Raw genomic sequence first — 25,559 nt, forward strand, 5'->3', positions numbered from 1 at the left:
CGTCGAAACGCGGGGCAAATGGCTGACCATCAACACGGCGGGCAAGATGTACCGGCGGCGCATTTCCACTGACAATGTCGCGACCGGCAACTGGCATATTTCAAACAGCACGGGCGGCCGATGGCTGGCGGAAATCGGCAATGTCGCACGCGACAATATATTGCTGCCCAATCGCGACTGGCCCGCCGATGCGCAAAAGGTGATCGATGAGGCCGGGGTGCGACCCCTGCGCTGAACCGGTTCGGGCGGATCGGCGGCCCTACCCCTTCCCCCCTACTGGCCGCCCGATCCCTTCGAGCGGCCATTTTTTTGGGGTGAGCGCATCATTGCCGGCAGTTGGAGCGGCCTACCGGTGTCCGATCAGGGCTGCGTCGCCCAGGTCCAGTTGACCGTATCGGTCAGCATCCTGCCGCCCGCCTGCGCCCGCGCATCCACCCGATTGGCGCCCTTGGCAAGATCGACCGTCCAACTGGCGATATGATCGTCCACCGGAACGCGGGTCCATGCGCCGTCGTTCAGGCGCAGTTCGACGCTGGGCTGGTTGGAAAAGACCTGCACCTTTACCTGCTGCGTACGCTTGGCCACATCGCGGCGGCTGGCGATATGCAGCATCGGCACGTCGGACCAGTTGGCCTGATACCAATAATAGGCGTCTTTACGGACCTTGCGATCCTCCGTCACGATGCCCTTGTCATTGATGGCCGGGCGATCGCCTTCGTTCCGCTTGAAGGACGGGAAGTCGATCCCGACCCAGATGAAGGTCGACCAGAGGAAGGGCCGCTTCTTCATTTCGCGCCAGTGTTTGATGTGGAAATCGGTCTGATATTGTTCGGGATGCCAGTAACCGTTGGATTCCGGACGCTTCACCACCGGATCTTCCTGATGCAGGATGCTGGCGCCCGCGCCATATTCGCTGACGCCGATGGGGCGACCGGGTAATTTGGTGTGGAGTTCATCCGCCCAGGGTCCGATGTCTTCCGATTTGGTCCAGTACCAGCCGAAATAGCGGTTATAGGATACGGTATCGCTATGCTGGGCGATGGGATCGCTGTCTTCCAGACAGCAATGGGCATAGGTGGTCGGCCGGGTGGGATCCAGCGCCTTGGCGGTGGCCTGCAATTCGGCAAGGATGCGGTTGGAGGCGGCGTCCGATTTGCGGATTTCATTGCCGATGCCCCACAATGCGACCGACGGATGATTGCCCGTCTGCGCAATCAGTTCGCGCATCTGTTCGACCAGATTTTCGCGGAAGGCATCCGACGGATCATGATCGTCGATCAGCGGCACTTCGGTCAGCAGCATCAGGCCGATTTCGTCGGCCCGTTCATAGACGCGCTGCGGATGCTGCATATGGGCAAGGCGGATGGCGGTCGCGCCCATATCGTGGATGATGGCCAGATCCTCGTCGATTTCCGCTTCGGTGACGATGGGACCGCGACCAAAGCGCGTGGGGTGCTGAAGATTGACGCCGTAGAGGCGATAGGGCGCGCCGTTCAGCAGCACGCTGCCGTCGGGTTTGACCGCGATGGTCCGTACGCCCAGCGGCACGCGTTGCGTGTCGACGACCTTGCCGCCTTCCATCACATCGGTCACGGCATGATAGAGATAGGGTGATTTGCGCCCTTCCCAAAGATGCGGGTTGGCAAGGGCGACGCTCTGGTTCGTCGCTTCGCGCGTGCCGGGCGCAAGCGAGGCGGAAGACATGGCGCGGGCAACCACCTTGCCCGACGCGTCCTCGATCCGGCTGGCGATGGTGAAGCGCGCTGGTGTGGGGCGATCATTGCGAACCGCCACCGACAGGTCGATGGTCGCACGGCGCGGCGCCAGCGCCACGGTGCGCGCCTGCACGCCCGGACCGGCATGGTCGAGCCGGTCGATCGCCAGACCGTCAGTCACGATCAGCGACACGTTACGATAAAGACCGCCGAAGATGTTGAAGTCGCCATTGAGCGGCGCAATGTGGGTATCGCGGGCATTATCGACCCGCACCGCCAGCAGATTGCGCCCCGGTTTCAGCATATCGGTCGCATCCAGCCGGAATGCGCCATAGCCGCCCTGATGCGCACCGAGGCGCTGTCCGTTCAGCCAGATGTCAGCCTTGAGCGTGGCGCCGCCGAAATGCAGGATATAGCGTTTGCCCGCTTCCGGTTTGTGGTCGATGTCGAGGCGATACCAGGCCGGGCCGCGATAATAGAAGCCTTCGGGTTCGCCGCGCGCCTTTGCCCCGCCTATGCCCGAATCTGCGGCGTTATAGGTGTGCGGCACGCTGACGTGCTGCCAGCGGCTGTCATCGAAGGTTGGCGTTTCCGCGCCGGCGGCGTCCGCCCTGATGAAGCGCCAACCGGTGGCGAGCGGCAGTTGGGTTGCGGCATGCGCGATGCCGGGCAACAGCAGGGCGAGCGCAAAAGCGTGACGCATCAATCTTCCTTCAACATCAATGTCTGGACATCGCCGATCTGGATGCCGCTGCTGGCGGTCGATCGGATCGCGGCATCGCGGCCTTGGCGGGATCGCAAGCCATCCACCGCCGCGCCCTGTACATCGTCCAGAAAGATGGCGGGACGGGCATCGGCCCGATCCACATCGAAACTGACGTCGCGCAGGCTGATGTTGCGGGCGTGACGGACGTAAAGGCCATGGGCCGGGAACGCGCCCATGAAGCTGGGTTCCAGGCTGCTTTTGGGCCGTTCGGGGATGGCGCGGGTGGCGTCCGCCTGACTGCCGCCACCGGCCGACCGGACATGGACGTTCGAAAAGCTGACATCCTCGATCGGGGCGCCCGGATTGCCAACAATGCCGCAGGCATAGGGGCCGGAGGCACCCGACACATTGATGTCGGAAAAGCGTACGCGCCGCACGCGCGATGGGCCATTGCCCCGCGGGGCGCGGTTGCGCGCCGCCAGCCGCACGAAAATCGGATGGTTGACGATGTTGCGCAGGTTGATGTCGCTGAACGTTACATCCTCCAGCAGGCCGCCGTCGATCACGCCCAGTTGCAACCCCCGCGTATTTTCGCAGGTGCAGCCGGAAATCAGAACATTGCGGAACCCCGTGGCGGAATCGGTGCCCAGTTTGATCCGGCCCAGCACGCCGACATTGTCGGTCGACCGATAGGTGGAGGGCCGATATTGACCATCGATCAGCGTGCCCAGATCATAGCCGCTGGTCTTGCAGCCGATGATGCTGACATCTTCGCAAAAAACCGGTTCCTGCAGGGCGTAGCTGCTTTTGAGGACGATGGCGTCATCCTTGTGCGCGTTGACGACGCAACTGGTGATGCGCACGTCGCGGCAACAGTCGATGTCTATGCCGTCGCGGTCGGTATCGACCGTCAGATTATCGATGGTGACGTTGGTCGATCCCAGAACATAGCAGGCGAAATGACCGCCCTGCAAAATGGTGAAATCGCGCAGCAGCACGTTGCGGCATCGGCGCAGGGCAATGGCCTTGTTACCCCGCCCTTCATATTCCATTTCCTGTGGTATGGCGCGGCGCGCGGCATCGGCGGACAGGCCAAGTTCCTGCGGCGATTTCCATCCTTCGATGCCGTGCCAGCGCGGCGGCGGTCCTTCCCGGTCAAGCCCCAGCCCGTGGATCAGCCCACGCCCCACGATCGCAATGTCCGTGACTTCGTCGCCATAGATAAGCGCATTGTGGAAATGGGCGACGCCATAATCGACAAACTGTTCTTCATACACGCCTTCGGGCAAGTCGTAGCGGCCCTTATGCTTGCGCGGATCGGCCGCTTCTATCAGGCTGCCGGGCATCAGGAGCAGCGTGATGTGGCTTTTCAGACGGATCGAAAAGCAGAGATAATGGCCGGGGGGCACGATGACTGTGCCGCCGCCAGCCTTGCTCGCCGCGTCGATGGCGCGGTTGAAGGCGGGGGAATCGATGACAACCCCGTCCCCCTTCGCGCCATAGGCGCGCACATCATGGAAACCGGTGAGCGATCCCGTCGCCCGCACCGGCGCGGCCGCCATGGCGAAGGCCGCGCCCAGGCCAAGACCCACCGCCCGTCTGCTGAAAGTCGCGCGTTCGATAATAGCGCTCATGCCACCATCCCCTTTTATCTTGTATGATGTATTACATACAGAGGGGGTCAAGCCAAGCGTTTAAACCAGAATGCGACTGTCTACTTCGCTGATATTTTTGACACAGCTGAGCGCCATCGACACTGTCATGCCCTGTGCGATCAGGTTCAGCAATTGAGTGACGCCCGTGTCCCCCCTGTCGCCCGCGCGTAGATACAGGCGCGGCCTAGCTAGCAGCGTGCCCCGCGCGCCCAGCGCCAGCATCCGCACGACGTCCAGCCCGGTGCAAATGCCGCCATCGACCAGCACGGTCAGGTCGTCGCCCACCGCATCGGCAATGGCGGGCAAGGCCCGCCCCGTCGACAATGCGCCGCCCAGCTGTCGCCCACCATGGTTGGACACAACGATGCAGCCCGCACCGAAACGCACGGCGTCGCGAGCATCGTCGGGATCGAGTATCCCTTTTACGATCATTTCCCCCTTCCACGCGTGGCGTATCCATTCGAGGTCGGACCATGTGATGAACGGATCGAAATTGGCGCCCAGCCAGCCGATATAGTCGGCAAGGTCGGTGGGCTCGCCGCGATAGGCGGACACATTGCCAAGGTCATGGGGACGGCCCATCAGCCCGACATCCCATGCCCAGCAGGGATGACCGACGGCCTGTAGCATCCGCCGCAGAGAAGCAATGGGACCATTCATCCCCGAATGGGCATCGCGATAGCGCGCACCGGGCGGGGGCATGTCGACGGTGGAGACCAGTTTCGTCACGCCCATCGCCTGCGCCCGGTCCAGCGCATGCCGCATGAACCCGCGATCCTTGAGCACATAGAGCTGAAACCAGATCGGGTGTCCGACATGGTCCACCACATCGGTGATGGAACAGACGCTGACGGTGGACAGGACATAGGGAATGCCGGCCTTTGCCGCGGCGCGGGCCACCTGCAATTCCCCGCGCCGGCGCATCAAGGCCGATGGGCGCGAGCAGTAGAGGCATCGCCATTTCTCATCGAACAGGACGGTGTCCAGCCTGAGCAAGGATATATCGCGCGGCACCCGCTGGCGCAGGCGGATGTCGGCGAGATCGACGCGATTGGCGGCCATCGTCTCCTCCCCGAACGCGCCGCCATCGACTTAATGGAACCGAAAGCGCGGCAGTCGGCGCCGCGCCGCTTCATGAAAGTCGAGGGGGGGAATGATCACGACATGGCCCTTAACTGGCGATCCGGACCGAGCGGCAGGACAAGGTTAGCGCGGCCCGGCATCTCGATCAGGATATGGCGGGTCAGCCGCTCATAATGCTCCACGAAACGGTCGAGCTGCGGCGCGTCCATCGCACGCACGGCGCTGTCGCCGCGTTGCGCACGCAGCGCATCTTCCTGTTCGCCGCGCCATGTGCGCACGACGGAGAAATCCGGCGCCGCCAGCAATAGCAGGCGATCGATCCGGGCATGAAGGTCGGCATAGGGACCAGACAGCTGATCGTTGACATGGCCGCGCCAGATCGCATGCGGATCTTCGTCCCGCTCCAATGCATTGACCGGCATCGCCAGATCGGCGGCCGGCTGCGGCGCCGCGCCGACGCACCATCCTTCGAAAATCAGCAGGTCGAGCGGGGCGGCGATGGGATCACCCTGTGGCAGAGGATCGTCCTGTCCCTTGTCGAACCGGGGAAATATCGTCGGGTCGCCGCGCTTCACCGCATCCATGATCGCAATGCCCCGCGCCACATCATGGGTGCCCGGCACGCCGCGGGTGCGGAAAAGAGGATGGACCCGTTCCGCCAGCTGCGCCCGGTCCTGCCTGCCCAGATACAGATCGTCCAGCGACAGGATCGCCACCCGCCGCCCTTCCTGCGACAGCATCTGGTGCAGCCCGGCGGCCAGCGTCGATTTGCCGGACCCCTGCGCCCCGCACAGGCCCAGGATCAACGGCCCGTCCGCCGCATTCAGCCAGTCGCGCGTCGCCGCCGCAACCCGTTCAAGCGACCGGGTCAAGCAGCGGTTCGCCAGCAAAGAAACGGTCGAGATTATCGGCGACCTTCATCCCCATGGCGGTGCGCGCTTCCATCGTGGCGCTGCCCAGATGCGGCAGCAACACCGCATTGGGCAGGTGGATCAGGCCTTCATGCACCCGTGGTTCCGCCTCGTAAACGTCCAGCCCGGCGGCCGCGATGCGACGTTCCTTCAGCGCCTGCGCCAGTGCGGCTTCGTCGATCAGCGATCCACGGCCGGTATTCACCAGCACGGCATGCGCGGGCATGCGCGCCAGGAGCGCAGCATCGACCATATGACGGGTTTCCGCCCCGCCCGGTGCATGGAGTGACACTATATCCGCCTTTTCGGCCAAGATGCCAAGATCGGGATAATAGGCATCGGCAGGCATGTCGTCCGCCGGGCGGCGGCTGTGATAGGCGATGCGCATGCCGAATGCCTGCGCCCGTTTCGCCACGGCGCGGGCGATGCGGCCAAATCCGACCAGCCCCAGCAGCTTGCCGTCCAGCGATTGACCCACCAGATGGGTCGGCCGCCATCCGCTCCAGTCGCCAGCACGCAATTCCCGTTCACCCTCCCCCGCGCGGCGCATGGCCATCAGCATCAGCGTCATCGCGATGTCGGCGGTCGCTTCCGTCAGCACGTCCGGCGTGTTGGTGACGGGCAGGCCCGCCTGCTGCGCGGCGGCAAGGTCGATATGTTCGAAACCCGCGCCATAATTGGCGATGATCCGAACATGGCGATCCGGCGCCAGCAGGATGTCTGCGGTGATGCGATCGGTCACGGTGGGGCAGAGCGCGTCATGATCGCGCATCGCCTGTATCAGCGCGGCGGCATCCATCGGCCGGTTGTCATGGTTCAGGGTCACGTCATAGGTCGCGGCCAGCCGCTGTTCCACCACATCGGGCCAGCGGCGCGTCAACAATATGCGGGCACGCATGCTCATGGGATCGCTTGCCCTGTCAATGGCATGGTCGAATCCTCCCGGTCGGTTACAGCGATCGCGTCATGATGCGGGCGCGGCGCCGCCATCGCAAGGGATTGATTTTGTTCAGCGCCGTTTGAAATCAGGTGGGCGTCGTTCGGCAAAGGCGGCGCGCCCTTCCGCCGCGTCGGCGGTGCCAAAGCAGATCGCCTGAAGGTCGCGCTCATATTCGATCGCCTTGTCATAGGGCATCTGATGCGCGGCGCGCAGGTTGAGCTTGGCGGTTTCGGCGGCGATCGGCGCGCGTTCGGCGATGGTCGTCGCGATGGCCCGTGCCCGCGCCATCAACTGGTCGGGCGCCGCGACTTCGCTGACCAGCCCCCAGGCGAGCGCGCGATCGGCATCGATCATGTCGCCGGTATAGAGCATCAGCGCCGCGTTCGACATGCCGACAGAATGGGCAAGGCCCACCGCCATGCCGCCGCCGCCAATCCAGCCCAGCTTGATTTCCGGTGCCGCGAAGCGTGCATTTTGCGACGCGATGCGAATGTCGCACGCCATCGCGGTTTCCAGTCCCCCGCCCAGCGCATAGCCGTTGATCGCCGCAATCACCGGCTTGCGACAGGCGCGCAGGGCGTCGCAATAATCCTGCCGATTGCGGAAATCCCATGGCGTCGTATAGGCGTCCAGCGTCGATATGTCCGACCCGGCGGAAAAGGCCCTGTCCCCTGCGCCGGTGACGATCAGCACGCGCACGGCATCGGACTGGTTGCATTCGCCGACCGCCTCCACCAGTGCGGCGGCCATGGCAGGCGTCATCGCGTTCAGCTTTTCCGGACGGTTCAGCGTGATCGTGGCGATGCGGTCTGCTATGGCGAAATGCAGCTGATCGGTCATGAACCCGCGCCTTCCCCATGCTGGCGCACGACGCCGGATGCGATCAGGCGCGCAATGTCCGCTTCGCCACGGCCCGTTTCGGTCAGGATTTCGCGGCTATGTTCGCCCACCAATGGCGCGCCGCGCGTGACGGTGGAAGGGGTGCGGGAAAAGCGGATCGGGAAACCCGGCGTCTTCACCCTACCTTCGGTCGCATGGTCATATTCGATGAAGGTGCCGTTGTGCCTGATTTGCGGATCGTCGACCAGATCGGCATAACCATAGACGGGGCCGCACCATATGTCGGCACCCCGGAATGTTTCCAGCCAATGATCCGTGCTCCGCGTCGCCAGATGGGCCTTCACCTGCGCGAAGATGGCGTCGCGCCGGGTCCAGCCATCCTTTTCTTCATCGAGGTCGGCGAAGAAGGGGTCGTCCAGCACCCGGCCCAAAGTCCTGAGCGACGCCATGGCGAGGGTCATATAACCGTCGGCCGTGGCAAACACGCCATAGGGCGCGCGGATATAGCTGTGTGCATGGGGCTGCTGCGATCGCGCCTGCGGTTTGCCGCCGACGGTGAAGACCGACAGTTCCTGCATCTGTATGGTGGTGATGGCGTCCAGCATATTGACCTGCACCAATTGCCCCTCCCCCGTCCGTTCGCGATGAAACAGGGCAGCCAGCGCCCCTTCGAACGCGGTATAGGCGGTGACGGCATCGACCAGATATTGCCCCGCGGGCAATGGCGGCGTGCCTTCCGCGCCCGCAGACAGCATCGCGCCGGACATGCCCTGAAGCAGCAGATCCTGCCCCGGATAAAGGCGATAGGGTCCATCCTCCCCATAGCCCGACATGGAGATGTAGATGAGGCGCGGATTGATCGCCGACAGGGTCGCATAATCGACACCCAGCCGTTCCGCGACGCCGGGGCGGTAATTTTGCAGGAAGATGTCGGCATCCTTCACCATATCGATCAGCACCGCCTTGCCCTCCGGCGCCTTCAGATCGATGGCGAGCGAGCGTTTGTTGCGGTTGAGCGAGAGGAAGGAGACATTGACGCTGTTCCCCGTCGCGCCGCCCGCCGATGCGTGGCGTTGCCATTCGCCGCCGGTCGGTTCGACCTTTATGACGTCGGCGCCCATGTCGCCCAGCCGCTGCGCAGCGAAGGGACCGGCCATGGCGATCGAGCAGTCGAGTACGCGTATATCCTTCAATATCGTCATATCTTGGTCCTTCAGGCCATGACCCAGCCGCCATTCACATGCAGCGTCTGGCCGGTGATGAAGCCCGCTTCGTCAGCGGTGAAAAAGGCGATGGCATGGGCGATGTCGGCGGCGGTGCCGCGCCGCTTGACCGACTGGGCATCCAGAACCATCTGGTTATATCCCGCCGGATCGGGATGAATTTTCTCCGCATCCGTGGGAAAGGCGCCCGGCGCGATCGCGTTGACCGTGATGCCGTCGGGACCAAATTCCCGCGCCCAGGCGCGGGTCAGGCCTACCAGCGCAGCCTTCGACGCGACATAGGGGGACAGGTTCGCCCAGCCGCCCGATATGGTGATGCTGGATATGTTGATGATCCGCCCGAACCCCCGCGCACGCATGCCCGGCAATGCGGCCTGCACCGCGACGATGCCTGCATCGACATTGACGCGCTGGACCCGTTGATGATCCTCGACCGAAAACTGGTCGAAGGGTTTCGACGGATAGATGGCGGCGTTGTTGATGACGACATCGAAACCGCCATGATCGGCGATCAGCGCGTCGAGCGTGGCGCGGAACCCGTCAAGATCGGACAGGTCGGCATGCGACTGGATCAGGCGGCCCGCCCGGATGGCGCTCGCCGCGTCGGCAAGGCGCGCCGCCTTTGCCGGATCATTGTCCACCGCGATCACGGTCGCGCCGCGTTCCAGAAGCAGCAGCGTGGTATCCAGCCCCAGCCCCCCCGCGGCGCCGGTATAGAGTATCGTGCGCCCCTTCATGCCCGCGATCCGATGGATGGGAAATGGCCTGACGGAGCGGGATAATCCTCGTCCGGCTGACGCTGCACCCCTTCTATCCGCGTCACCGCAGCGGCCACGGCGGCGGTATCCGGCAGGACGCGCAGCACCGTGTCGTAGCGCCGCTCCTCCCCGTGTTCGAGTTCGATCAGTTCGCCGCGTTCGCGGGCAAAGTCCTTGCCCGGCACATGGTTGGTCGATGGCTCGATCCCCACGGCATAATGGCCCGCATGCAGATTCTGCCATTCGAATATGGCGGGAAACTGATCCTTGCGGGTGACGACCGAAAAGCCGAAGCCGATCCGTTCGTTGACGATGGCGACTTCCACCCGGCCGTCAGCATCGGGGGCCATGTCATGCTGCCACACCTGTTCATGGAAATTCACGATGGGCGCTGGCAGCGTGCGATACCCCACGCCCTGCGCACGATAATCGTCGGCATGGGCGGCCCACAGCACATCGCGGACCGGCGCGACATAACGCGCCCCTTCCGCCACGACCGGGTGCCCGACATTGATATGGTAACAGAACATGTGCGGCGTGCGGTAGAAACCGTGATTCACGACCCGATCGGTCAGGCGGATGTCGTTACCGCCCAGATCGGCTTCTATCCGGCGCATCAGGTGCAGATCCTCCCCAAAGACGGTGGATTGCCGCACGATCCCTTCCGCCCAGAAAGTGCAATGATCGCCGTCCCATATCTCGCCATAGCCGGTCAGCTGCGCCGGAATGGTGCCGATCCGGCCGTGGAGCGACGACGATATGGCGCGGCGAGGGCCATAATGATAATGACCGGCCGGGTCGTCATGCATGAACAATATATGGTCAAGACCGCAGGTGATGTTGAGGCCCGACATGGATCGGAACCAGCCAAGGCCGCCTTCGCCCTCATAATCATGCAGGCCCGGATGACGGAAGCCGGATGGGCTGTGCCAGCCGACCGCACGCCCGGCATGGTCGCATTCGGAAATATCCATCGCCCGGTCCACCAGCACGGCGAAGCTGAGGCCGGACCCGGTACGAAATTGCAGCATGCGCACGCCGCGTTCGACGCCGTCGCCAAGGGTCATCAGGCGTACGCCCGCAAATTGCGACAGGGCGCCACTGCGTTCGGCGACCTGTCTTTTCGACAGCTCATCGCCATATAGACGGGCCATGGTCAGCCTCTCCATCTTGTAAGACATATTATGAATATATAGAGCAAGCCAGCGCGTCAACCGGGAGAGCGATGTTGGGTATGATTGTCAGGCGCTGTTTTGCGGTCGACCTACTCGACGATGCGGAGATGATCGCGCGTTATCGTCGATGGCATGAACCGGGTGGACCGCCTGAGGCCGTGAATGACGCCATCCGCGCCGATGGCGTCGTTGACTTGCAAATCTGGTTGGTGGGCGACCGGATGTTCATGATCATGGAGCAAGACAGCACTCTTGCCATCGACCCGGCGACCAAGGCCGCGCGCGATGCCGCAAATCCCGACGTGCAGGCATGGGATGCGCTGATGCGCACATTCCAGCGTCCGCTGCCCTTCGCACCGGACAGCACATGGGTCGAAATGGAACGTGTTTACTCGCTGGCGGCACAGCCAAATGATATCACGTAAATTATTCTTCCAGCGACGGATCAGCATCGTGTCGGGACGGATGTCCTGATCCGCTCTCCACCCTGCCTGGTACGAACCCAGATGGATGAGATGATTGTCAGGCAGACGCGGAGGCGCCGACGCCCGATTCGATCGGCGTTACTGGCCAGCATGACACCGACGGTCTTAACCTGACCACGCGCGAAACGCCCCAGTCGATCACCAGCCTCGACAGCCTGCGCATGCAGGAACAGGGGCTGACCGACATTTCCGAAGTCATGGCGCAGATCGTCGGCTTTCAGTCCAACCGCTCCAGCGCCACGACAGCGGTGTTCAAGATACAGCAGGATAATTATGCTCTGGCCGACGGCCCCGGCATCTTCGCCCCCGATGGCAGTTCCGCCTATCATGCTGTGTCCGGCATGAAGTCATCGGGCTTCGAACTGGAAGTGAAAGGCGAAATCCTGCCCCGGTGGCGCGTTGCCGGCGGTTCTGCCAACGCCCGTGCGGAAGATCGCGATGGCATTCGCCAGATGCCGCAGGTCGCCAAGAACAGTTTCACGATGTTCAGCGCCTATACGCTGCCCGGTAGGTTCAGCGCGCTGACGATCGGCGGCAATGTCGAGTGGCAGGGCAGGACTACGGCCGACGGGGAAGGGCCGAACGGCGAAACCTATAGCCAGGGCAGTCTGACGGTCGTCGACCTGCTGGCCAGTTATCGCTTCACCGACCATTTTTCGCTGGCGGTGCATGTCGAAAATGTCTTCGACAAAATCTATTATTCGGGCCTCTATCTTGGCAGCGCCCGCTACGGCGAACCCCGCGTCGTCAAACTCACCCCGCATGGCACATTGTAAAGGACCGAAGGCCAAGGGGGACGGGCGGCGGATGTTCCGCGCAGATCGGCGCAATGCCCGCCCCGCACTGGCCGGAAGCGATCGGTTTTCGTCGGGACCGCCAGCGCCCATTTGCAGGGCGAATGCAATGCTCACTCAAATCCGGTCCCCCAAAGGCCTGTCGCGACGCGCATCTTTCGCTTATGCCCCACCGCCGGTCAGTCCGTCGCTTCCGATCCCATTGCGATGCCGGCCTTGTCCGGCGTCGTCCCCATGCCCGCAAAGGGTGTGAGGCGGAACGTGAAACTGACCGGCGCTATGCTGGTGCGATAGGCGGCCATGGGTTTGCCAAACTCGCTCCACGACGTATCGCCGCCCACGCCCCATTGCGCCGCATCGACCAGCAACGTGCCATGATCATGCGGACGGATGTCGCTCGACTTCCATGTGCCCGGCGCGTGGCGGTCAAGATCCGCATAGGGAAAGGCCAAGGCATTCATCATCAGCGGCCCGTCGCCCTGCACCCGCAACCCATGACCGCCGCCGGACAATTCCATCCACCGCACATCGACCTTGTTCCCCGTTTCCTGCGGTCGGATATAGTCGTGATTCTGCGCCGCCAGCTTACCCCGCCACAGGCCGATGGGCGCCGATGTCTTCCGATCGACATAGCTTTCATGCGGGCCGCGCCCATACCACTCGACCATGTCCGTTGCGGTCGGCAGGTCGAACATCATGCCCACGCGAAATGGCGGCGGCAGATCCTGTTTCAGCGGGTTGAAGTCGCTTTTCACCACCGCCGACCCGTCGCCGGCCATGGCATAGCGCACGGTAAAGCGCGCCGCTCCATCTCCCAGCAGATAGTCGACCACGACCGCCTGTCCGTCGAGCTTCACGGATGCGACCTTGCGCGCATCGCTCATGCCCTTCCACGCCGCCATCTGCTTTACCGTGCCGATGCCGATGTCATTGTCGGTGACCGCGCGCCAGAAATGCGGCGTCCCGCCCGATGCCAGCAACCGACCATCCTTCATGTAGGATCGGATAAGGCCGCTGTGCCTGTCGATGGTCAGCGTCGCGCCCGCCGCGGCCAGCACTACGGCGTCGCCCTTTGCCGACACCGTGACCTGCCCCATGGTCGTCGCTACCGGTGCACCCGCGCCGCCCAGAGCAAACTGTTCCCACCCGATCACCTGTCCCTGCGCATCGCGGGCATTGACGGTCACGAAATATTCCGCATCACTGCGCCGCCTTACCGTAGCGACCGGCACCCCCAGCGTGCCCGCCCCATGAGCGGCTACCTGCGGCGTCGGCAGGCTGCCCTGCGCCACCGCCACGCCATTTTCCTGCACCACCCAGTCGAAACGATAGACCGACAGATCGATGAAATCATGCCGATTGCGTACCGTCACCTGGCCCGTCGCAGCGTCGAAGCCATCGAACTGCACCGGCGCATAGACCTTGCGCAGTTCATAGAGAGCCGGGTTGGGCGTGCGATCCGATTGCAGCAGCCCGTCGCCAAATTCGATGTCGCCACCGGGGTTCGGCCCATATTCGCCGCCATCGCCCCAATAGCGCGTGCCATCCTTCATATAACGATACATGGACTGGTCGACCCAGTCCCAGATGAAGCCGCCCTGCAACTTGTGCGGATGGGCATAGATCGCGTCCCAATAATCCTTCAGATTGCCACCCGAATTGCCCTGTTGGTGGGCATATTCGCACTGGATCATCGGCTGTCTGAAATTCCAGTTGGTCGCATAGTCGATCATTTTTTCGACCGGATCATACATGGGCGCGTAGATGTCGGCATAGTCGTTGGGGCGATGGTCACTGACACCGTCCCATGTGCCCCACCCCAGATAGCTGATCAGCCGCCCCGGATCGCGCGCCCTGGCCGCCGCCGCCGCTGCCGCGAAATTGGGACCGATCCCTGCTTCATTACCCAGCGACCAGAAGATGATCGAGGGATGATTCTTGTCCCGCTCCACCATGTTGGTCACGCGGCTGACATGCGCGTCCTTCCACGCCGGGTCGAACCCCAACTGCAATGCGCCCCGCTGTTCGGGATGCTTGTTGGCATAGTCCATATAGGCGTGGCTCTCTATATTCGCCTCGTCCATGACATAAAGGCCATAGCGGTCGGCAAGGTCGTAGAGCCGTGGATCATTGGGATAATGCGACGTGCGGATGGCGTTCACATTATTGCGCTTCATCAACTGGATGTCGTGTTCCATCGATTCCAGCGACACGACATGGAAAGTTTCGGGATCATGTTCGTGCCGGTTGACGCCGCGAATGGTGATCGGCCTGCCATTAACGCTGACGAGGCCATTGCGCATCGCCACATCACGAAAGCCGATCCGCGCATAGGTCGATTGGATGATCGCGCCCTTCGCATCGTAAAGCTCAACCAGCAGCATATAGAGGTTGGGCGTTTCCGCCGTCCATGGCTTCACGCCCGGAACCTCGCCCTCTAGCGTGGCGGATCGTTCCGCCTGTCCCGCCGCGACCGCCTGCCGCCCCTCCAGCACGGTGCGGTTCCCATCCATCAGCACATAGCGCGCGCTGGTTGCCGCCCCCGGCGTCACCACGACATCGACTGACAGCCTGCCGTTGGTGAATGTTTCGTCCAGCCCGGCATGAACGAAGAAATCGCGCATCCGCGTTTTCGGCGCGGCCATCAGGAACACTTCGCGTTCGATCCCCGACACACGCCAGAAATCCTGATCCTCCAGATAGGAGCCGTCCGACCAGCGGAAAACCTGAATAGCGATGCTGTTATGCCCGGCCTTGAGATGCGACGTCACGTCAAATTCGGACGGCAGTTTGCTGTCTTCCGAATAACCGACCTTCTGCCCGTTGACCCACACATGATAGGCCGCACCCGCCGCCCCGATATGCAGGATCACATCGCGCCCCTGCCATCCGGCAGGCAGATCGATGTCGCGGCGATAGCTGCCGACCGGATTGGTCGCATGGGGGATCAGCGGCCGGTTGGCGGGGAAGGGATAGGTGATATTATTGTAGCGGGCCTGATCATATCCTTCCGCCTGCCAGTCCGCAGGCACCTTGATCGATTTCCATCCCGACAGATCATAATCGGGCTTTTCGAAACCGGTCGGCAACTGGTCGGCATTGGGGGAGAAGCTGAATTTCCATTCCCCGTTCAGCGACAGGAAACGGTCGGATTGGGTGCGATGCCCGGCCAGCGCCTTCGCCCGGCTTTCAAACGGAAATCCGGTGGCCCGCGCGGGCAGTTTGCCGATGGCGTGGATCGTTGGATTTTCCCATTCCGGCCGTGTCGGACCGACCTGCACCGGCTGAACCTGCGGTGGCACGGCCTGCGCGAGCGCGCTTCCGGCCAGCGCCAGCCCGCTGGCCGCCGCCAGTGCCCAATATCGTACCGCCATGCCCGTCCCCTATTTCAACTGACAGATGTCGAGGACGTCCATATCCTCATAATCCAGATTTTCGCCGGCCATGGCCCAGATGAAGCTATAGTTGCGCGTGCCCGCGCCCATATGCACCGACCATGGCGGAGAGATGACGACATCCTCATTTCCATCACCATATGCCGCAATGCGTTCTCCTTGCCCATATAGTGGCCACCTGATCGGGGCTGTCACCCACTTTCTGTACCCAGCCCAATCGCCCGTCGGGCTGGATCGCCTTTTGCAGCGCGGCCCAGCCTTTGCGCACGGTCGGCTCATATTCCGTCCGCGACAGCAGACCGTTGTTGATCCCCCATGCAAGGCCATCGGTATAGAAGGCCGTGCCACTGGTTTCCGGCGGCGCGTTTTCGGGTGCCAGCAGCGATGGCGCCGAATAACCGTCGGCTTTTGCAACGCCTTCACCCGAACCGCCATCTCTTTGAACAGCGCCTCCATCCGTGCGCGATCCGGACTGCCCGCATCGATCAGCGGCAACGTGCGGGCGATGCCGCCGAACACCCACCCATTGCCACTGCTCCAGAACATCTTGCGCTGCCTGTCGTCGCGGCGATCGAAGAACCGGCTGTCGCGATAATAAAGATGCTCCGCCGGATCGAACAGGAAGTCGGTCGTCGCCCAGAATTCCTTCAGGGCGAAGTCCAGATATTTGCGGTCCCCCGTCTGCTGCGTCAGTTGCGCAAAAGCGGGCGGCGCCATGAACAGCGCATCGCACCAGCACCACCGCTTCAGGCATTCGGTCGCGCCATAGCCCTGCGGCGGAATGGCGAAGGCCAGCGTGGTGACGGCGGGCTTGTCCACCGCTGTATCGAATGCCGCCTTTGTCGGCCCGACGGCCCCGGCCCCGCGCCGTTCTTAGCCGCCCACAGATAGGCCTGCGCAATCGCCTGATCGTCCGCGAAATAAAGATTGTCACCGGGCCGCCACCCGTCGCGGTCACCCATCGCCATGATGGCCTGTTTGATACGTGGCGGCGCACCTGCATCGGCCAGCGCGGTCATTCCGACCCAAAATACCGCCTGTTCCCATCCCCGCGTCTTGCGCGTTTCGTCCGTCGCGGTCGGGATATGCGACAGGTCATCGAGCCGCGCGAGTTGCCAGTCGGCCAGCTTCACCGTCGCGGCGATCTGCGGTTGCGCCTTGTCCGCCGCCTGCACGGGGGACAAGGCCGCCGCGCACATCAGCGCCACAGGAGCAAAAACCGCAAAGGGGGGGGCGATAAGTCACGACGCAATCTCTCCTGCCGTTGGAATTTCCGCCGGATGCAGCCGGGGACTGATGATGTGCAGCGCCGCCAGCGCCACCAGATACGCGCCGCCCGCCAAGGCAAAGATGAGGGCATAGCTGCCCGTCAGATCCAGCACATAGCCGACGAACTTGGCAATCAACATGCCGCCGATGGCGCCCGCCGTGCCACCGATGCCCACGACCGACCCCACCGCCGCGCGCGGGAACAGATCGGACGGCAATGTCAGGATATTGGCGGAAAAGGCCTGATGCCCCGCCGTCGCCAATCCGATCAGCAATACCGCGACCCACAGATTGTCGATCGACTGCACGGTCACCACCGGCAACACCGCCAGCGCACAGCCGGGCAACGTAATCTTGCGCGCGGCATTGACACCCTACCCGCGTCCGATCAGCCGCGACGACGCCCATCCACCTGCCACGCTGCCGAAATCGGACATCAGGTATATGACGACCAGCGGCGGGCCAAAGCTCTTAAGGTCGAGACCATAGCGCTTGCCCAGAAAGTCGGGCAGCCAGAACAGGAACATCCACCAGATCGGTCGATGCAGAATTTCGGCACGGCATAGGCCCATGTCTGCCGCACCGTGAACAGGCGCGCCCATGGTATATGCCCCGCCGGTTGCGCCGGGTCGCTACGGATATAGGCCAGTTCATGGGCGTCCACCCGCTTATGTCTTCGGGACGGCGGTAAATTGCCAGCCAGGCGACGTCCCAGACCAGACTGGCAAGCCCCGTGACGATGAACGCCGCGCGCCAGCCATAGGCGATGGTGATTACGGGAATGATCAGCGGCGTGGCGATCGCACCGACATTGGCGCCCGCATTGAACAGGCCGATGGCAAAGGCCTATGGTGGCGCGGATTTTCCAAAAGATTATTATATCAGCAATTAGAGCATGGCGCGCGAAGGCGGGGACCGGTTTTGCGCAAATAAAGATGTAATAACAGATAATTGGAGCAAGCATCTTGCGTCAGATCTGACGCAAGATGCTTGCTCGCGAAACGGTTATGACCGGGCGAAGCGCCAGTGGCTGTCGTCGCTTTCGCTTGGATCGAACCGGTATCCATCGCTGTCAAAGCCCTGCATCGCTTCCACGTCGGCGATATGATGTTCGCACATCCAGCGCGCCATCATGCCGCGCGCCTTTTTGGCGTTGAAGCTGACGAAACGCGGACCATTCGGCCCCGGTTCGCGAAAATCGACATGGATCACGCGCAGTCCATCCAGCCTGTTTTCGACCGCCGCGAAATATTCCTGGCTGGCCAGATTGAGGATCACGCCCGATCCCTCATCCGCCGCCTGCGCGCGCAGATGCGCGGCGATGCGATCGCCCCACCAGTCGGTCAGCTTCTTGTGACGCGGCGCCCAGCGGGTGCCCATCTCCAGCCGATAGGGGCGGATGGCATCCAGCGGGCGCAGCAGGCCGTATAGACCCGACAACATGCGCACATGATCCTGCGCAAAGGCAATGCCCGCTTCATCCAGCGTGTCGACCTCGAAACCGGTATAGACATCGCCTGCAAAGGCAAAGAGCGCCTGCCGTTCGGGCAGGTCGGCAAATGTCCGAAACCGGTCTGCGTTCAGCTTCGCCAGGCGCGGCGATATATGCATCAGCTCCGACAGGCGCTTTTGCGACAGGTTGGCCGCCGATTTCGCAAGGCCGTGCGCTTCCTCGACAAAATGAGGGGTAGTGACGGCGAGGGGCGGCAATGCGCGCTCGAAATCGAGCGTCTTGGCGGGAGACAGCAGAACGATCATGGACCGGGGCGGTAGCCGCGCGCCGTCCGGGCGTCAAACAGGGAAGTCGCACGCGCGCTGAGCATCCCTATGTGCGTGGCCGACAGGGGCCGCATATCCGGGTGAAGACCATCGTCGTCACCCGCACATGCAAGGCATATTCGTCACTCGGCGGCTTGCGCCATGGCTTCAGCCGTCGGCACGCGGGCCAGATCGCCGGGCGCGAAATCGTCGACCGCCACGACATCGGCGACGGCTTCGTCGGCCGCCTGCAATTGCGCCAGTTCATCATCCGTTATCAGGCCGCTTTCGTGCGCCTTCGCCCGATCCTTCACCCGCGCCTGACGCAGGCGATCATGGATTGGCTGAGTATCGACCATCAGCCTGAAAGCCTCGGTCAGGCGCGCGACCGGCTCTTCCGGGCCGCCGATGAAGACATTGTCGATCAATCGTTCGCGCGCCGCGCATGGTTCCAATATGATCTGGGCGCACTGGCGGATCGTGCGGTCCGACGGGCCATGGCGACGACGGCCAAAGGGCAGAATGAAGAGTCGCAGCATCCACCCCACAGGCCGCGTGGGGAAGTTTTCGATAATCTCCACAAAGCGCTGCTCCATGGTCGCAAAGCCGCTATCCATGCACCAGGCGAGCAGGGGCAGGTCGTCTACCTGCCGCCCTTCATCCTCCCAACGCTTGAGCGCGCCGGACAGCAGATAAAGTTCGGACAATATGTCCCCCAGGCGAGCCGACAACATTTCGCGTCGCTTGAGTTCGCCGCCGAGCGTCAGGAAAGCGATGTCGGATATGAAGGCGAAGGCCGCGGCATAGCGGCTCATCTGGCGGTAATAGCGGGTCGCGCGGCCAGCTTTGGGTGCGGGGGCGAACATACCGCCGCTCCAGCTGCGGGCAAAGGCGCGCATCGCGGTCTTGAGCGCATGGCCGACATGTTTCCACAGCACATCGTCAAATGCGGTCAGCGCCTGTCCGCGATTCCCCTCACCCACCGCCCGGATTTCCTTCAGCAGATAGGGGTGCGACCGGATCGCCCCCTGACCGAACACCATCAGGCTGCGGGTCAGGATATTCGCGCCCTCCACGGTGATGCCGACAGGGATTGCGCGATAATGATTGCCCAGATAATTGTTCGGCCCATCAATCACCGCCTTGCCGCCATGCACGTCCATCGCATCGTTGATGACGATCCGCATCCTTTCGGTCGCGTGCAGTTTCAGGATGGAAGAAATGACGGCGGGATGATTGCCCTGATCCAGTCCGGCGCAGGTCAGGCGACGCGCGCCGTCCAGCAGATAGGCGTTGGCCGCGATGCGTGCGATCCGTTCCTGTATCCCCTCGAACCTGCCGATCGGCAGGTTGAATTGCGACCGCACGCGCGCATAGGCGCCGGTCGTATGCGCGCAAAAGGCCCCCGCCGCAGCGGACAGCGAGGGCAGCGAAATGCCACGGCCCGCCGCCAGCGCGCTCATCAACATTTTCCACCCCTGCCCGGCCCGGTCCGGGCCGCCGATGATATTTTCCAAAGGAATGAAAACATCATGGCCTTCATTGGGGCCGTTCTGGAAACTCTGCATCGACGGGATATGCCTGCGCCCGATCGACACACCGGGCAGATCAGTCGGCACCAGCGCGACGGTGATGCCGATGTCCTGCTGCTCGCCCAGCAGATGGTCGGGATCGCGCAGTTTGAAGGCAAGGCCCAATATCGTCGCGACCGGGCCAAGGGTGATGTAGCGTTTGCGCCAGTTGAGGCGAATGCCGACGACCTCCTCACCCTGCCACAGCCCCTTGCAGACGATGCCTTCGTCCGTCATCGCAGCGGCATCAGAGCCAGCCTCCGGACTGGTGAGGCCGAATGCCGGTATCTCCCGCCCGTCGGCCAGTCGAGGCAGCCAGTGTTCCTGTTGCGCCTTCGTACCAAAGCGCAGGATCAGTTCGCCCGGCCCGAGGGAATTGGGCACCATTGCGGTTACGGCCGCGGATACGGACCGCGTCGCGATCTTCCTCACAATTTCGCTATGCGCGAAGTTAGAGAAGCCAAGCCCGCCATATTCCCTGGGGATGATGATGCCGAAGAATTTCTCCCGCTTCAGATAATCCCATGTTTCCTGCGACAGATCGTGCGTTTCCCAAGTCATGCGCCAGTCGTCGATCATCGCGCACAGCGTTTCGACCGGACCATCCATGAAAGCCTGCTCCTGCGCTGTCAGCTTTGCAGGCGGCACGGCCAGCAATTCTTCCCAGTTCGGGTTGCCGGTAAAGAGCGCGGCATCCCACCAGCTGTTCCCGGCATCGATCGCTTCGCTCTCCGTAGCGGAAAGGGGTGGCAGCGCAGCTTCGACGAAGGAAAAGATCGGGCGGGTCAGGAGTTGGCGGCGGGCGGTAGCAAGCATCTTCTCGGTCCTTTTCATATGCCGGAAGAACGCAAAAGCGCCCCGCATGATCCGCAGATTGCGATGGTTGCCGACGGAACCGGACTGTGCCCGCATTTCGGACGAGGCCGAATGGGACGCGCGCATGATCGACCAGCCGCACCGACCATTCGCCCTAGTCAGAACCCATATGGGCTTGCGGACGATCCCTCCTTCTGTCAGTCTGCACATGGGGACGACAGGATTGAAATCATGCCGTCAGCAATCGTCCACGCGCCTGAGCGTCGCCAGAACCGTCGCGAAGATGCCAATGTGCCATGCACGGTGCACTGGGCCGGGCTGTATGAATTCGGCACCATCAGAAATATGTCGATTTATGGCGCGCAGCTCGAAGGATTTGTCTTTCCGCCCGCGGGAACAGCAGTGACGATCGTCGTCGATCATGTCGAAATCTGTGCGTCGATCATCTGGGCAGAGGGAGAGAAATGCGGCGTTCTGCTGGAGCATGGGATCGATCCGGAGGCCTTTATCCGCGAACATTCGATCCGGCCCATCCATGACGAGCAGGCAATGGTCGGTACGGTTCAACAGATCAATCCGCTCTATGCATGAAGGTCAACGCGACTGGCTGCACCGGGCTTAGGCGGGGCATCTGGCCATGCCCATATGATCAATAACCACATGGGCATGGCGATGTCGCCAATCTGACGGCGGTCTAACGCAGATTGAGCATCACGACGCTATGTGGCGGCAATAGCACGGTCAGGCCATCTGGAGAGACGATGGCGCCATTGAATGCAACGGGTTTCACGACATCGGGCGACCCAAAATCATTGTGAGACTGTACGCCCGGCGCGGTCAGGATGCGTCCTTCTGCGGTGGAAACGGCGATGCCTTCCAGCTTTGCCTTCACGCTGACCGACCGATTGGGATCGGTATTGGTCAGCGCGACATGCACCTGCCCCGCCTTGTCCCGCGCCGCCGTCGCGCTGACCGCCGGAACGGTCCATTGGTCCTTGTTATACCAGGGCGATGTCAGATCCAGCGGCAGGAAGGTCGCGTCCTGAAATGGCTTGTACATTTCGAACACATGATAGGTCGGGGTCAGGATCATCTGATCGTCCTTCGTCAGGATCATGGCCTGAAGAACGTTGATCATCTGGGCGATGTTGGTCATCCGCACCCGATCGGCATGGCGGGCGAAAAGGTTGATGTTGAGCGCGGCGATGATCGCGTCACGCATGCTGTTCTGCTGATAGAGGAAGCCGGGATTGGTGCCGGGTTCGACATCGGTCCAGATGCCCCATTCGTCGACCGCCAGATTGACCCGTTTTTCCGGGTCATATTTGTCCATGATCGCGCCGTGTTTTTCCAGCAGCTCTTCCATCACCATCGTGCTGGCAAGGGTGCGGGCATAGTCGGTTTCGGTAAAGTCTGTGGCCGATCCCTTCACCTTTCCGCGCGTGGGATGGGTGTAATAGTGCAGTCCGATGCCGTCGATGGACTTGCCCGCGACGCGCATCATCACGTCGGTCCAGTCATAGTCGCGGCTGTTGGCGCCGCTCGCGATCTTGAGGATTTTGGTGCCGCGTGGTGACTTTACGAAGGTGGCGTAGCGGCGGGTGACGTCGGCGGCATATTCGGCGCGCATATTGCCGCCGCAGCCCCATAGTTCGTTGCCGATGCCGAACATGGGCAGCTTCCACGGCTGCTTCCGCCCGTTCTTTGCCCGTTCGTCCGCCAGCGTCCCGGCTGGTGCGGTCATATATTCCACCCATTCGGCCATTTCCGCCGGTGTGCCATTGCCGACATTGCCCGACACATAGGCTTCCGCGCCGATCAGTTCGGCAAAGTCCATAAATTCGTGGGTGCCAAAGCTGTTCGGTTCGGTGACGCCGCCCCAATGGGTGTTGATCTTGGTCGGGCGCTGGTTGCGGGGGCCGATCCCTTCGCGCCAGTGATATTCGTCGGCGAAACAGCCGCCGGGCCAGCGCACCAGCGGCACCGCCAGAGCCTTCAGCGCGGCGACCACATCATTGCGATAACCCTGTGTATTGGGGATTTTGGACCCCGGTCCGACCCACAGGCCGCCATAAATGCCATAGCCCAGATGTTCGGCGAACTGGCTGAAGATGCGACGATCGATGGTAGCGCCGGGTTTGTCGGCATGGAGCGTCGCGCTGGCGGTCAGGGTCGCGACAGCGACGGGGGTTGGAGCTGGGATTGGCGTGCTACCCTGCGCCAGAGCCGGGGACAGCGGCGACATGAGCGTCGTCGCGAACAACGAAATGGACAGTTGCACGCGCTTTTTCATCTCATCCCATCCCTTTGATATTATTTAATATATTGATTTATTTTGCTTTTCTGAGCGGCTCCACGATGGCGGAGATGTCATGCAGGCTTTCTCCCGCTTCATCCGCCTCGATGTAGCGGGCGCGCGCCGCGGCCGCGATGGCTGAGGTAATGCCCGCGTCCGCCAGCGCACGCGCGGCATAGCCCAGATCCTTCGCCATCAACGGAACGACGAAATGCGGCCGATAATCGCGATCCAGCATCCGGCGCCCCACGCCCTTCACCATCGGGCTGCCCGGCGCGCCATCGGCCAGGACGGACATTGCCTGTTCCATGTCCAGCCCGCTTTTTTCCAGCAGGGTGATGGCTTCGGCGAGGCTGGCGGCCTGAACCCCGCACAGGAAGTTGTTGGCGAGCTTCATCGTCGCGCCGCTGCCAACCGGGCCGAGATGGACGATGGCGTTCCCCATCGCATCGAAGGCGGGGCGCGCGTCGGCCAGCGTCGCCGCGTCGCCACCGACCAGAAAGCGCAGCGCGCCTGCGGCCGCCTGATCACGACTGCCGGTGACAGGGGCTTCAAGGAACCGGACGCTGCGCCTTGCCGCGTGCGCCGCCAGTTCGGTGATCCATGGGCCGGTCAGCGTGCTGGATTCGATCGCGATCGCCCCCGGCGCCATCGCGTCCAGCGCGCCGTCCGGGCCGGTCCAGACCGCGCGGGACACATCGTCGTCGGCCAACATGGCCACCACGATGGCGGCACCGTCCGCCGCCTGCGCGGGGGTGGCGGCGACCCGCGCACCCGCTTCACCCAGCGGTGTCGCCTTGTCCGCGCTGCGGTTCCAGACCGCCACATCGAAACCGGCCGCCAGCAACCGGCGCGCCATGCCCGAACCCATGAGGCCGAGGCCCAGAACCGCGATTTTCATGCCTGTCATCCGATCACCTTGAAGCGAGAGAGAGCGGCCTCATCGATTTCGAGGCCAAGACCGGGCAGATTGTCGTCCAGATCGATGTGGCCGTCCACCGCCCGCGGCTCACCCTTGAAAATATACCAGAAGAGTTCGTTGCCGACCTCCACATCGACCATTGGGAAATATTCGGCGATGGGGCTGTTCAGGCTGGCCATGACGACATGGTAATTGTGCATCTGCCCGGCATGGGGGACGACGGGGATCGAATAGGCTTCGGCCAGCGCCTGAATTTTGCGGGCGGCGGTGATGCCGCCGACGCGGTTGGTGTCGAACTGGAAATAATCGAGCGATTTCGCCTCTATCATCTGGCGGAAGCCATAGCTGGTAAATTCATGCTCGCCCGCCGCAATGGGCGTGGTGCCGAATCGGCGCAGCTCATGATAGCCGTTAATGTCGTCGGGGATGATCGCTTCTTCCAGCCAGCGCAGGTTGAACGGTTCGATCAGGCGCATCATGCGTTTGGCGTAATCGAGGCTCCAGCCCATATAGGCGTCGGCCATGATGTCGATTTCGTCACCCACCGTTTCGCGCACGGTACGGATCAGTTCGACATTGCGCGCCATCCCCTCTGCTCCGTCGATCGGCCCCCAGCCAAAAACGCAGCTTCATGGCCTTGTAACCCTGCGCCTTGTAAGCGGCGGCTTCCTGCGCCAGTTCGTCCAAGGGAATCGAATAGAGGCGGCTGGCATAGACCGGGATCTTCGCCTTGGTCCGGCCACCCAGCAGGCGGAAGACGGGCTGTTTCGCGGCCTTGCCCATCAAGTCCCAGATGGCGATGTCGATCGCGGAGATGGCGACCAGCGCCACGCCCTTGCGCCCGAAGGCCATGGTCTTGCGGTACATGTGCTGCCACAGGAACTCGCTGTCCCACGGGTTCTGACCGATCAGCAGGGGGGCGAGATACTGATCGATCATCTGTTTGGTGACGAGGGGCGCGAGCGCGGCGTTGCCGATGCCGACCAGCCCCTGATCGGTGAAGATTTCCACGATCAGCCAGCCATGGAAGGTGAAGGTTCCCATGGTTTCGGGCGACAGCATGGGCGACACCAGATCCATGGGATTGGTGCAGAAATGCGGCGGCAGGGGTGCGGTTTCACCTTCCCACTGGACGACGCGGGTGCGGACTTCGGTAATTTTCAAGGGAGGGCCTTTCGAGAGAAGATGAGTTGGGAAATGCGCGGAACGCAAAGGCAGATCAGCGCGAAGGCGATGAGGTGGAGCAA

Annotated in this window: 20 protein-coding genes and 5 pseudogenes; 4 read left to right on the plus strand and 21 right to left on the minus strand. The window is 62.6% G+C overall.

The genetic code is table 11. The annotated features are described in order from the left end of the window. Nucleotides 1-235, plus strand: a pseudogene (locus tag ACOJSJ_RS13315) (right-handed parallel beta-helix repeat-containing protein); the annotation flags it as partial. 125 nt (nt 236-360) lie between these two features. On the opposite strand, the gene ACOJSJ_RS13320 reads toward ACOJSJ_RS13315, so the two are convergent. The 9 genes and pseudogenes from ACOJSJ_RS13320 to ACOJSJ_RS13360 all read right to left on the minus strand — a co-directional run bounded on the left by ACOJSJ_RS13320 (nt 361) and on the right by ACOJSJ_RS13360 (nt 10,985). After that, complete coding sequence (locus ACOJSJ_RS13320) at nt 361-2,418, minus strand: glycoside hydrolase family 2 TIM barrel-domain containing protein (protein ID WP_420145460.1); 2,058 nt, start codon at nt 2,416-2,418, stop codon at nt 361-363. After that, on the minus strand, nt 2,418-4,055 hold the full coding sequence (locus tag ACOJSJ_RS13325) for a rhamnogalacturonidase (RefSeq protein WP_420145461.1): 1,638 nt from the start codon (nt 4,053-4,055) through the stop codon (nt 2,418-2,420). Before ACOJSJ_RS13325 ends, ACOJSJ_RS13320 begins: the two co-directional genes overlap by 1 nt. A 60-nt stretch (nt 4,056-4,115) precedes the next feature. After that, nucleotides 4,116-5,156 (minus strand): annotated as a pseudogene (locus ACOJSJ_RS13330) (L-lactate dehydrogenase); the annotation flags it as partial. A 77-nt stretch (nt 5,157-5,233) separates the two neighbouring features. Further along, nucleotides 5,234-6,031 (minus strand): kinase, encoded by a 798-nt coding sequence (locus ACOJSJ_RS13335; RefSeq protein ID WP_420145462.1) that lies wholly within the window; start codon nt 6,029-6,031, stop codon nt 5,234-5,236. After that, entirely contained in the window at nt 6,015-6,974 is a 960-nt protein-coding gene (locus ACOJSJ_RS13340) for a 2-hydroxyacid dehydrogenase (protein ID WP_420145463.1), read from the minus strand. The genes ACOJSJ_RS13335 and ACOJSJ_RS13340 overlap by 17 nt, the downstream gene beginning before the upstream one ends. A gap of 105 nt (nt 6,975-7,079) precedes the next feature. Then, on the minus strand, nt 7,080-7,850 hold the full coding sequence (locus ACOJSJ_RS13345; RefSeq protein WP_420145464.1) for an enoyl-CoA hydratase/isomerase family protein: 771 nt from the start codon (nt 7,848-7,850) through the stop codon (nt 7,080-7,082). After that, nucleotides 7,847-9,052 (minus strand): CaiB/BaiF CoA transferase family protein, encoded by a 1,206-nt coding sequence (locus ACOJSJ_RS13350; protein WP_420145465.1) that lies wholly within the window; start codon nt 9,050-9,052, stop codon nt 7,847-7,849. Before ACOJSJ_RS13350 ends, ACOJSJ_RS13345 begins: the two co-directional genes overlap by 4 nt. An 11-nt stretch (nt 9,053-9,063) precedes the next feature. Further along, on the minus strand, nt 9,064-9,810 hold the full coding sequence (locus ACOJSJ_RS13355; protein WP_420145466.1) for an SDR family NAD(P)-dependent oxidoreductase: 747 nt from the start codon (nt 9,808-9,810) through the stop codon (nt 9,064-9,066). Further along, a complete protein-coding gene (locus tag ACOJSJ_RS13360; RefSeq protein ID WP_420145467.1) occupies nt 9,807-10,985 on the minus strand; it encodes an aldose 1-epimerase family protein in 1,179 nt (392 codons plus the stop codon). Before ACOJSJ_RS13360 ends, ACOJSJ_RS13355 begins: the two co-directional genes overlap by 4 nt. An 80-nt stretch (nt 10,986-11,065) precedes the next feature. On the opposite strand from ACOJSJ_RS13360, the gene ACOJSJ_RS13365 reads away from it, so the two are divergent. Further along, a complete protein-coding gene (locus ACOJSJ_RS13365; RefSeq protein WP_420145477.1) occupies nt 11,066-11,431 on the plus strand; it encodes an L-rhamnose mutarotase in 366 nt (121 codons plus the stop codon). 221 nt (nt 11,432-11,652) lie between these two features. Beyond that, nucleotides 11,653-12,267 carry a TonB-dependent receptor domain-containing protein gene (locus tag ACOJSJ_RS13370; RefSeq protein WP_420145468.1) on the plus strand — a complete coding sequence of 205 codons (615 nt, stop codon included), beginning with the start codon at nt 11,653-11,655 and terminating at the stop codon, nt 12,265-12,267. 197 nt (nt 12,268-12,464) lie between these two features. On the opposite strand, the gene ACOJSJ_RS13375 is transcribed toward ACOJSJ_RS13370, so the two are convergent. The 8 genes and pseudogenes from ACOJSJ_RS13375 to ACOJSJ_RS13410 all read right to left on the minus strand — a co-directional run bounded on the left by ACOJSJ_RS13375 (nt 12,465) and on the right by ACOJSJ_RS13410 (nt 21,094). Then, nucleotides 12,465-15,659, minus strand: a complete 3,195-nt coding sequence (locus tag ACOJSJ_RS13375; protein ID WP_420145469.1) for a glycoside hydrolase family 2 TIM barrel-domain containing protein — start codon at nt 15,657-15,659, stop codon at nt 12,465-12,467. Between the two features lie 9 nt (nt 15,660-15,668). Then, nucleotides 15,669-15,853, minus strand: a pseudogene (locus tag ACOJSJ_RS13380) (5-deoxy-glucuronate isomerase); the annotation flags it as partial. Continuing rightward, on the minus strand, nt 15,814-16,203 hold the full coding sequence (locus ACOJSJ_RS13385; protein ID WP_420145478.1) for a glycoside hydrolase family 88 protein: 390 nt from the start codon (nt 16,201-16,203) through the stop codon (nt 15,814-15,816). The gene ACOJSJ_RS13385 and the pseudogene ACOJSJ_RS13380, both read right to left, overlap by 40 nt. Beyond that, nucleotides 16,146-16,397 (minus strand): annotated as a pseudogene (locus ACOJSJ_RS13390) (glycoside hydrolase family 88 protein); the annotation flags it as partial. The pseudogene ACOJSJ_RS13390 and the gene ACOJSJ_RS13385, both read right to left, overlap by 58 nt. Nucleotides 16,398-16,426: 29 nt before the next feature. Next, on the minus strand, nt 16,427-16,879 hold the full coding sequence (locus tag ACOJSJ_RS13395; RefSeq protein ID WP_420145470.1) for a hypothetical protein: 453 nt from the start codon (nt 16,877-16,879) through the stop codon (nt 16,427-16,429). Between the two features lie 42 nt (nt 16,880-16,921). Further along, nucleotides 16,922-17,795: pseudogene (locus ACOJSJ_RS13400) on the minus strand (MFS transporter); the annotation flags it as partial. A 159-nt stretch (nt 17,796-17,954) separates the two neighbouring features. Continuing rightward, the gene (gene yaaA / locus ACOJSJ_RS13405) at nt 17,955-18,707 is read right to left on the minus strand and encodes a peroxide stress protein YaaA (protein ID WP_420145471.1); all 753 of its coding nucleotides are present in this window, start codon (nt 18,705-18,707) and stop codon (nt 17,955-17,957) included. A gap of 143 nt (nt 18,708-18,850) precedes the next feature. Continuing rightward, on the minus strand, nt 18,851-21,094 hold the full coding sequence (locus tag ACOJSJ_RS13410) for an acyl-CoA dehydrogenase (protein ID WP_420145472.1): 2,244 nt from the start codon (nt 21,092-21,094) through the stop codon (nt 18,851-18,853). 231 nt (nt 21,095-21,325) lie between these two features. On the opposite strand from ACOJSJ_RS13410, the gene ACOJSJ_RS13415 reads away from it, so the two are divergent. Next, the gene (locus tag ACOJSJ_RS13415) at nt 21,326-21,685 is read left to right on the plus strand and encodes a PilZ domain-containing protein (RefSeq protein WP_420145473.1); all 360 of its coding nucleotides are present in this window, start codon (nt 21,326-21,328) and stop codon (nt 21,683-21,685) included. A 103-nt stretch (nt 21,686-21,788) separates the two neighbouring features. Here ACOJSJ_RS13415 and ACOJSJ_RS13420 read toward each other — a convergent pair whose 3' ends face one another. From ACOJSJ_RS13420 to ACOJSJ_RS13435, 4 genes are all read right to left on the minus strand, one after another. Then, nucleotides 21,789-23,339, minus strand: coding sequence for an alpha-N-arabinofuranosidase (locus ACOJSJ_RS13420; RefSeq protein WP_420145479.1), 1,551 nt, complete (start codon nt 23,337-23,339; stop codon nt 21,789-21,791). Between the two features lie 85 nt (nt 23,340-23,424). After that, nucleotides 23,425-24,291 (minus strand): NAD(P)-dependent oxidoreductase, encoded by an 867-nt coding sequence (locus ACOJSJ_RS13425; protein ID WP_420145474.1) that lies wholly within the window; start codon nt 24,289-24,291, stop codon nt 23,425-23,427. Nucleotides 24,292-24,296: 5 nt separating this feature from the next. Beyond that, on the minus strand, nt 24,297-24,899 hold the full coding sequence (locus ACOJSJ_RS13430) for an enolase C-terminal domain-like protein (RefSeq protein WP_420145475.1): 603 nt from the start codon (nt 24,897-24,899) through the stop codon (nt 24,297-24,299). Further along, a complete protein-coding gene (locus tag ACOJSJ_RS13435; protein WP_420145476.1) occupies nt 24,850-25,476 on the minus strand; it encodes a hypothetical protein in 627 nt (208 codons plus the stop codon). Before ACOJSJ_RS13435 ends, ACOJSJ_RS13430 begins: the two co-directional genes overlap by 50 nt. Nucleotides 25,477-25,559: the final 83 nt, after the last annotated feature.

This window comes from Sphingobium sp., from assembly GCF_048594625.1.
Classification (GTDB): domain Bacteria; phylum Pseudomonadota; class Alphaproteobacteria; order Sphingomonadales; family Sphingomonadaceae; genus Sphingobium.

Coding starts and splice junctions, on each gene's coding strand:
- ACOJSJ_RS13320 (WP_420145460.1), bottom strand. CDS start 2,418: ATGCGTCACGCTTTTGCGCTCGCCCTGCTGTTGCCCGGCATCGCGCAT.
- ACOJSJ_RS13325 (WP_420145461.1), bottom strand. CDS start 4,055: ATGAGCGCTATTATCGAACGCGCGACTTTCAGCAGACGGGCGGTGGGT.
- ACOJSJ_RS13340 (WP_420145463.1), bottom strand. CDS start 6,974: ATGAGCATGCGTGCCCGCATATTGTTGACGCGCCGCTGGCCCGATGTG.
- ACOJSJ_RS13345 (WP_420145464.1), bottom strand. CDS start 7,850: ATGACCGATCAGCTGCATTTCGCCATAGCAGACCGCATCGCCACGATC.
- ACOJSJ_RS13350 (WP_420145465.1), bottom strand. CDS start 9,052: ATGACGATATTGAAGGATATACGCGTACTCGACTGCTCGATCGCCATG.
- ACOJSJ_RS13355 (WP_420145466.1), bottom strand. CDS start 9,810: ATGAAGGGGCGCACGATACTCTATACCGGCGCCGCGGGGGGGCTGGGG.
- ACOJSJ_RS13360 (WP_420145467.1), bottom strand. CDS start 10,985: ATGGCCCGTCTATATGGCGATGAGCTGTCGAAAAGACAGGTCGCCGAA.
- ACOJSJ_RS13365 (WP_420145477.1), top strand. CDS start 11,066: ATGATTGTCAGGCGCTGTTTTGCGGTCGACCTACTCGACGATGCGGAG.
- ACOJSJ_RS13370 (WP_420145468.1), top strand. CDS start 11,653: ATGCAGGAACAGGGGCTGACCGACATTTCCGAAGTCATGGCGCAGATC.
- ACOJSJ_RS13375 (WP_420145469.1), bottom strand. CDS start 15,659: ATGGCGGTACGATATTGGGCACTGGCGGCGGCCAGCGGGCTGGCGCTG.
- ACOJSJ_RS13395 (WP_420145470.1), bottom strand. CDS start 16,879: ATGTGCGCGGCGGCCTTGTCCCCCGTGCAGGCGGCGGACAAGGCGCAA.
- yaaA (WP_420145471.1), bottom strand. CDS start 18,707: ATGATCGTTCTGCTGTCTCCCGCCAAGACGCTCGATTTCGAGCGCGCA.
- ACOJSJ_RS13410 (WP_420145472.1), bottom strand. CDS start 21,094: ATGCTTGCTACCGCCCGCCGCCAACTCCTGACCCGCCCGATCTTTTCC.
- ACOJSJ_RS13415 (WP_420145473.1), top strand. CDS start 21,326: ATGCCGTCAGCAATCGTCCACGCGCCTGAGCGTCGCCAGAACCGTCGC.
- ACOJSJ_RS13420 (WP_420145479.1), bottom strand. CDS start 23,339: ATGTCGCCGCTGTCCCCGGCTCTGGCGCAGGGTAGCACGCCAATCCCA.
- ACOJSJ_RS13425 (WP_420145474.1), bottom strand. CDS start 24,291: ATGAAAATCGCGGTTCTGGGCCTCGGCCTCATGGGTTCGGGCATGGCG.
- ACOJSJ_RS13430 (WP_420145475.1), bottom strand. CDS start 24,899: ATGGCGCGCAATGTCGAACTGATCCGTACCGTGCGCGAAACGGTGGGT.